Below are 6,273 nucleotides of genomic sequence, written 5' to 3'. Positions count from 1 at the left end.
GGACGTGGATAATCCCGCTGATCACCCGGCGGTCATCAGTTCGATGAGCGCCGGGTTGGTTCGTCGGAAGCAGAGGAGCGATCACCGCCCACTGTCGGTCATCAAGCCAGAATTCTCCTGCCATGATTCAAACTCCCATTATTACCGAAGTGACTCATACAGAGATAATTTAATCAATAGTTTGATTGGGTTTTAACCCTAGTCCTTATTCGCGGAAACGAGGCTCTTGCGCTGATAGACATGGATATAATCGACCAGCAGATAGGACGGGTTCGGCGTTTCATCGATCGGCCAGCCTGACCCGAGCGCGAGGTTGACCAGCGGATAGAAGGGCATCTCGAACTCCGGCGGCGTATCGAAGCTCCAGAGAGGGTTGCGATCCAGATAAAAGGTCGATTTCTGCGGGCCGATATCGACGCCAAAAGTATGGTAGTCGCTGCTGAGCGAGCCTTCGGGCACATTCGTCAGATGGCCGTCTGTCGTATGCTGGTTGCTCGGCCGCCAGACATGATAGCCCATGCTGAACTCGCCGGGCGCTCGCCCGTAATATTCGATCACGTCGATTTCCGAAGTGAATTTGGATCGGTCGAGGCCGATCAACCAGAAAGCCGGCCAGACGCCCTTGCCGGGCGGTAGCTTCATGCGCGCTTCAAAATAGCCGAACTTCTGGGAGAAACCTTCTCCCTTCGGATTGGTGGAGGCGAGCAGACCGGAGCGCCACTTACCATCCGCATCCTTCCGCGCCTCGATCCGCAAGATGCCGTTATCGACGCTGAAGGGGAAACCGTCCATGGGGTCGGTAAAACGGGCATCGCCGAAATCGCCGTTCCATGGCGTATGCGCAATCCAGCGTGATCCGTTCTCGCCCCAGGCCGAAACGTCGAGCGTGTTGAAGTCTTCGGCAAAGGTCATCTGGAAATCGTCGAGGTTTAGCGGCTCTTCCGCCTGGCTCACACGGGGGCCTGGCGGGCCGAAAAGGCCAATGATCATAAGAAGCGCAAATCTTCCGGCGAATTTCGTATAGCGCATTTTCTCCCTCCCGGAGATTCCAGACCTGTTGTTGGGTTTTTGAAAGCCGATCATGAAACGACGGCTCCGTTTCGCCGGGGCATGATCTTCCTGACGACGATGGCTTCCAGCCCGTCGGGCCGCCCGACGACCTGCCACAAGAGCAGGGAGGAAACCCAGAAGATTGCAAACGCGGCACCGCTGCAGAGGCCGACGCCGACAACGAGTTCGATGCCGAGCGGCATGGCAATCAGAGCGGGCTGCACCAAGAGCAGGAAACCGATCATCGGCAGGCTGGCCGCGAGCGGCCGGATGAATGCATAAAGCTGCGCGCCGATCGAGACGCCGATCAGTTTCCATGTGATGGCAAGGCAGACGACATAGGCAACAACGGCAGCGATGACGCGCGCCGCCAACGCACCGTCAAGCCCGAACATGACGACGCCGAGCACGGTAACTGGCGCCCTCACTGCAAATTCAGCGAACATCCGGAGCGCCACGTAGCGGGTCTTGTCGAGAACCATAACGAGCGGCGGCATAATGGTCGTCGGCAGGCCGATCAGGCTGGCGATGCAGAGCCACTGCAGGATCGACGCCGCAAAGGCCCACTTCTCGCCGACGACGATGCGCAGGATCGGTTCGGCCAGGAAAATGATGACGAGCAGGATGGGTGCCGCCACGACCATGATCGCATTGGTCGCCTTCAGATAGGCTGTGATCTGCTTGTCCCGGTCGCTGACATTGGAAAAGGCAGCCATCAGCGGGCGCATCAGCGGCCCGACGAACGTCTGATAGGGAATGCCGGCGAGATTATCCGCGACGCTGAAGGCGCCATAAGTGGAAAGGCTTGTGAAGCGTGGCAGCAGCAGGCGGTCCATCTGCCAGTTGAGCGAGTTGAGGACCTGAGAAACCGTATTCCAGCCGATCATGTCCTGGAAGTGTTTCCATTCCGAGAGGCTGAGCTTCAGCCGCATCGGCGCGAAGATATAGGAGGCGATGGTTCCCGCGGTCGGCCCGGCGACAGCGCCGATCGCCAGCCCCCAGTAACTGTCGGTCGCAAGCGCGACGCCGACACCGAAGATCAGGGTCGATCCCTTGGTAATGAGATCGATGGCGAATTCGCGGCGGAAGTCGAAACGCTGCATGAAAATCACCATGCGCGGGCTGATCACGCCCCGCATCGCAGGCGCAATCGAAACCACGGCCACGAGCGAAAAAAGCCGCGGATCGTCGTAGATGAGAGCCATCGGCCAGGCGATGATGATTATCAGCAGGCTGATCGCCGTCCCTCTGATGAGGCTCAGCGTAAAGGCAGTGGCGAACATCCGCTCGGATGGCGATGCAACGCGCACCAGCGCCTGGGTGAGTGGCAGGTCGAGGATCGCCTCGACGATGACGAGAACCGACGTGGCGATAGCGACGATCCCGAAATCGGCCGGGCTCAGAAGTCTCGCGAGGACGAGCAGGCTCACGAAATCGAGAAGCCGTGCCAGGAATTTTCCGCTGATTGTCCAGATACTTGCTGTCGCCGTTCTATGCGATACGCTTGACACGATCTATTCCTTGGCCATGTACAACGAACCTCTTCCGGGGAGCGCCGGGGTGCCCGCCGCTCCGGGGTTTTGCCGACCTTTCGGCCGGTTGGGCGTGTCAGCTTGCTTTCTTCCTGTTGGGATTTGCGGCCTGATGGCCATGCTTGGCGAGTTGCTCGTCGATGAGTGAACCGAGGCGGTCGCGGAAAACTGATGCGGAGAATTTCAAGGAGTGGTTATGGATCGCCACCGGATCAAGCGTGTCCTCGACCGCTTCGAAGGCAGTGATCGTTTCCATCAGCGCTTCCGTACTCTGCTCGGCAAAGCGGAAGCCGACATGCGGTGCGCAGACGGTCTCGCGCGCGCCACCCGCATCGAAAGCCAGAACCGGCCGGCCGGACGCCATCGCTTCCACCGGGAGAATGCCAAAGTCCTCGATGCCGGGAAACAGCAGCGCGCGGCAGCGCGACAGGTGATCGCGCAGAACCGGGAACGATTGATGACCGAGGAACTGCACCGTCGGTCCGGCGATTGATCTCAGATAGGCTTCCTGCTCGCCCTCACCGATCACGACGAGATTGCGGCCCATTTCGGTGCAGGCCTTCACGGCAATATCCGGCCGCTTATAGGCGGTGAGTTGGCCCGCATAGAGATAGAATTCGCCCTTGCCTTGCCCGATGGTGAAATCGTCGGTCGCAACCGGCGGATAGATAACGACGGCGTCGCGGTCATAGAAGCGGCGGATACGGCCCGCGACATAGCTGGAATTCGCTACGAACGTGTCGACGCGTGAGGCGGTCGTCACGTCCCAGGCACGCAGCATCGGTGCCGTGAGTGACATCATTGCCTTGCCGATCCAGGAAACACCGCGCCGATAAAGGTGAAACTGATCCCAGATGTAGCGCATCGGCGAATGGCAGTAGCAGATGTGAAGTGCATCCGCCCGTGTGATGATACCCTTGGCGGGACCAGATTCGCTCGAAATGACAAGATCATAGTCCTGAAGGTCGAAGTGCTCCAGCGCGAAGGGCATGAGCGGCAGCATCTTCGTGTAATGGCGCGTCGAACGCGGGATCTTCTGCAGGAAGGACGTACGGATGTTGCGGCTGTTCAGGAAGTCGCTGGTGCGATCGGGATTATACACCAGCGTGAAGATGTCTGCCTGCGGGAACATGCGGCAGAGTTCTTCCACCACCTTTTCGCCACCGCGCATCGATACCAGCCAGTAGTGGACGATAGCGACACGAAGGGGCTTCGCATCGGCCCTACTGCCTGCTTCGATGGCTCGGCTTCTTGCCACGACGGGCGCATCGCCACGAAATGCCATTGCTTCGGGCAGAGAGCTTGCTGCTTTTACGGTCACCTGAACGCTCCTTGTACGATCGCCCCGCCCCTCGGCTCGGGCACCACATGTGTCGGAATCAGACTGCGGTATTGTGCGAGAAGGGCATCGCGCCATTCTTCGTGTGTCGTTGCCAGATTGGGCGACAGCCGGAAGGCACGTTCGCTCATGAGGCGGACATCCTCTTTCGGCAGGCTGCGGAAGGCCGTCAGCGTTGCGGCGAAGCCTTCCTCGTCCATCGTGTTGCAGGAGATCGCCATTCCGGCCCTCTCCATTTCCTCGGCAAGGAAGGCGCCCTTGGTCATGATCACAGGAAGGCCGCTGCGCGCCGCCTCGATCGCCACAAGGCCGAACGGCTCCGGATAGCGGGACGGCATGACAAGCGCACTTGCAGTGCGGATGATCCGGCCGATCTCCGCATGCGACTGCCAGCCCATGGCCCTGACATGATCACCGGCCGCCATGACCTTCGGCATCAGCGGCCCGTCGCCAACGACGCAAAGCCTTGCTCCGGCCCTGCGCACAGCGGCAAGCGCGTCTTCGATGCCTTTTTCCTCGTCCAACCGGCCGATGAAGACGAACTCGTCATTATCCTCGGCCGTGATACGCTCGGCCGTCAGTGGCGCGACCGGATTGCGGATGGTGACGAGCCGTTCCGGCCGATAGCCGGATTGCACCAGGAACTCGGCCATTTTTTCATGGAGCAGGATGATCCTGCCGAAGGCTGGACGGCTCCTCAGCGCACGGAAGAGATTGGCGCCGCGAACCGTCCGCCACAGCTTTTGCGCATAGCTGCGCTTGTCGCAGGAGGTGGAAATGCAGCCTGTCCCGAGCGGACGCCGCTTGCAGATCTCCTGCGCCTGATAATCGAAAAAGGCCCCATTGGGACAACCGTTGAAGAAATCATGTGCGTGAACGACGCATCGATCGGCAACAGGTGTGAGCGCGTCGAAGACAGCCGGCGACAGTATCTGATGCCAGCCATGGACATGATAGGCTGTCCTGGGCGTATCGTTGGCGCGTACCCAGGCGGAAATCATGCTGCCGGCTGCGGGATTGTGAATGCCGGTCGCGAAAGCCTTGGCGCGGCTGGAACTCAGGAGGTCACGGCTATTCAGGTTGACGATTGAAACGCCGAGGGATGCGAGCTCCTGGTTCGCTCCATCGTCGCCGCAGATATAGGTCACGGCAATGCCGAGTCCGCAGAAGAGCTTTGCCGACAGCACCGCAAGGGCGGTCGCCCCACCCCTCGCCGTCGAATAGTCATCGATGATGACCACACGGTCGAGCGCCGGGCACGCAGCGATGCCGTCCCTCCATAATTTTGCATAGCGACCTGAAGCCGGCCACCGTAACGTCGAAACGGCGGACCCACTCTCATCAGGACGCAGTTGGCCGATGTCGTTCATAGAAGCTCTCCGACGACAGACACAATGGATGCTTTGACGGCTAGGCCCCTACGCCGTCCATGAGGGGTGAAGTGGTCACGGACCGGCTGCGGATGGCAGCCGGATCGTGACGAAGGCGTTATTTTGCCGACGCTGCACCGTCGGCATAGGCTTCCAGTGCCTTGCGGTTGAGGATACGGATCTTGCCCTGGGCTCCGTCGATCACCTTGCATTCGCGCAGGCGCCGCAAGCACTGGTTGACTTTTTCACGGGAAGCCGGAAGCGTCGCCGCCAGATCGTTCTGGGAGATGACCAGCACGTCCCGGTTGGCCGGCGTGTCCTTTCCGTAAACCGAAGATAACCGCAGAAGCATTGCTGCCAGCCGCGACTGCAGGCTCGATCCGGCATTCGAAATGATGCGGCGCTCCAGCTCTGAAACACGCGCAAGCGTTCTCGAAAAGACCTTCTCCTGAAACTGCGGATCGGTTGCGTACCTTTCCCGCAGCAGACGGCCTTCGAAGAAGTATAGCTCGCAATCCGAACTGGCTCTATACTCCAGATTCAGAATTTGCTTGCGCAATACTTCAAGCTCGCCGATCAAACCGCCCCTCGGAATGATCTCGACGATGAACTCCCTGCCGTCCGGCAACATCGTGCTGGCGCTAACAAGTCCGCGCTGCACGCGGGCGAACATATCCACGAAGACTCCAGCACCTGCAATAAGTTCGCCGCGACGGAAGTTGCGTATAGTCGCGCGGCAGAACGGGAAGTCGTCGTCACTTGAGATGCGGTTGTTCAAAGATGTATCCGGAACAACGCTAATAGCCGCTTTGCCCATAGCGACCCGATAGTCTCGCGTTTGTGTAGCTCCGTCCATGCGCATAACTCCCCAACAAACAGATTGGTCGTAAGCTGATGCTGCACTGCATCATTTATATTGTCCTAACTTGAGAGTCAAATAACAATCGAATATGACAAGAGCATCTCAAATAATAGTGACAAC

5 protein-coding genes and 1 pseudogene are annotated in these 6,273 nt (G+C 59.3%); all 6 read right to left on the bottom strand.

The window, feature by feature from the left end:
- Positions 1-124 (bottom strand): annotated as a pseudogene (locus AC1DUP_RS34425) (IS5/IS1182 family transposase); the annotation flags it as partial.
- 74 nt (positions 125-198) lie between these two features.
- Entirely contained in the window at positions 199-1,029 is an 831-nt protein-coding gene (locus AC1DUP_RS34420; RefSeq protein ID WP_477836995.1) for a glycoside hydrolase family 16 protein, read from the bottom strand.
- A 50-nt stretch (positions 1,030-1,079) separates the two neighbouring features.
- A complete protein-coding gene (locus AC1DUP_RS34415) occupies positions 1,080-2,561 on the bottom strand; it encodes an oligosaccharide flippase family protein (protein ID WP_477836993.1) in 1,482 nt (493 codons plus the stop codon).
- Between the two features lie 97 nt (positions 2,562-2,658).
- Entirely contained in the window at positions 2,659-3,903 is a 1,245-nt protein-coding gene (locus AC1DUP_RS34410; protein WP_477836991.1) for a glycosyltransferase, read from the bottom strand.
- Complete coding sequence (locus tag AC1DUP_RS34405) at positions 3,900-5,291, bottom strand: glycosyltransferase family 4 protein (protein ID WP_477836989.1); 1,392 nt, start codon at positions 5,289-5,291, stop codon at positions 3,900-3,902. Before AC1DUP_RS34405 ends, AC1DUP_RS34410 begins: the two co-directional genes overlap by 4 nt.
- A 118-nt stretch (positions 5,292-5,409) precedes the next feature.
- The gene (locus tag AC1DUP_RS34400) at positions 5,410-6,147 is read right to left on the bottom strand and encodes a Crp/Fnr family transcriptional regulator (RefSeq protein ID WP_113299902.1); all 738 of its coding nucleotides are present in this window, start codon (positions 6,145-6,147) and stop codon (positions 5,410-5,412) included.
- Positions 6,148-6,273: the final 126 nt, after the last annotated feature.

The sequence above is a fragment of the Rhizobium sp. 01L419 genome, assembly GCF_056400025.1.
Note: the sequence above shows the minus strand (reverse complement) of the source record. Positions and strands in the feature narration are given on the sequence as shown.

Excerpts from the sequence above, each read along its gene's own strand:
- AC1DUP_RS34420 (WP_477836995.1), bottom strand. The coding sequence starts at position 1,029 with ATGCGCTATACGAAATTCGCCGGAAGATTTGCGCTTCTTATGATCATT.
- AC1DUP_RS34405 (WP_477836989.1), bottom strand. The coding sequence starts at position 5,291 with ATGAACGACATCGGCCAACTGCGTCCTGATGAGAGTGGGTCCGCCGTT.
- AC1DUP_RS34400 (WP_113299902.1), bottom strand. The coding sequence starts at position 6,147 with ATGGACGGAGCTACACAAACGCGAGACTATCGGGTCGCTATGGGCAAA.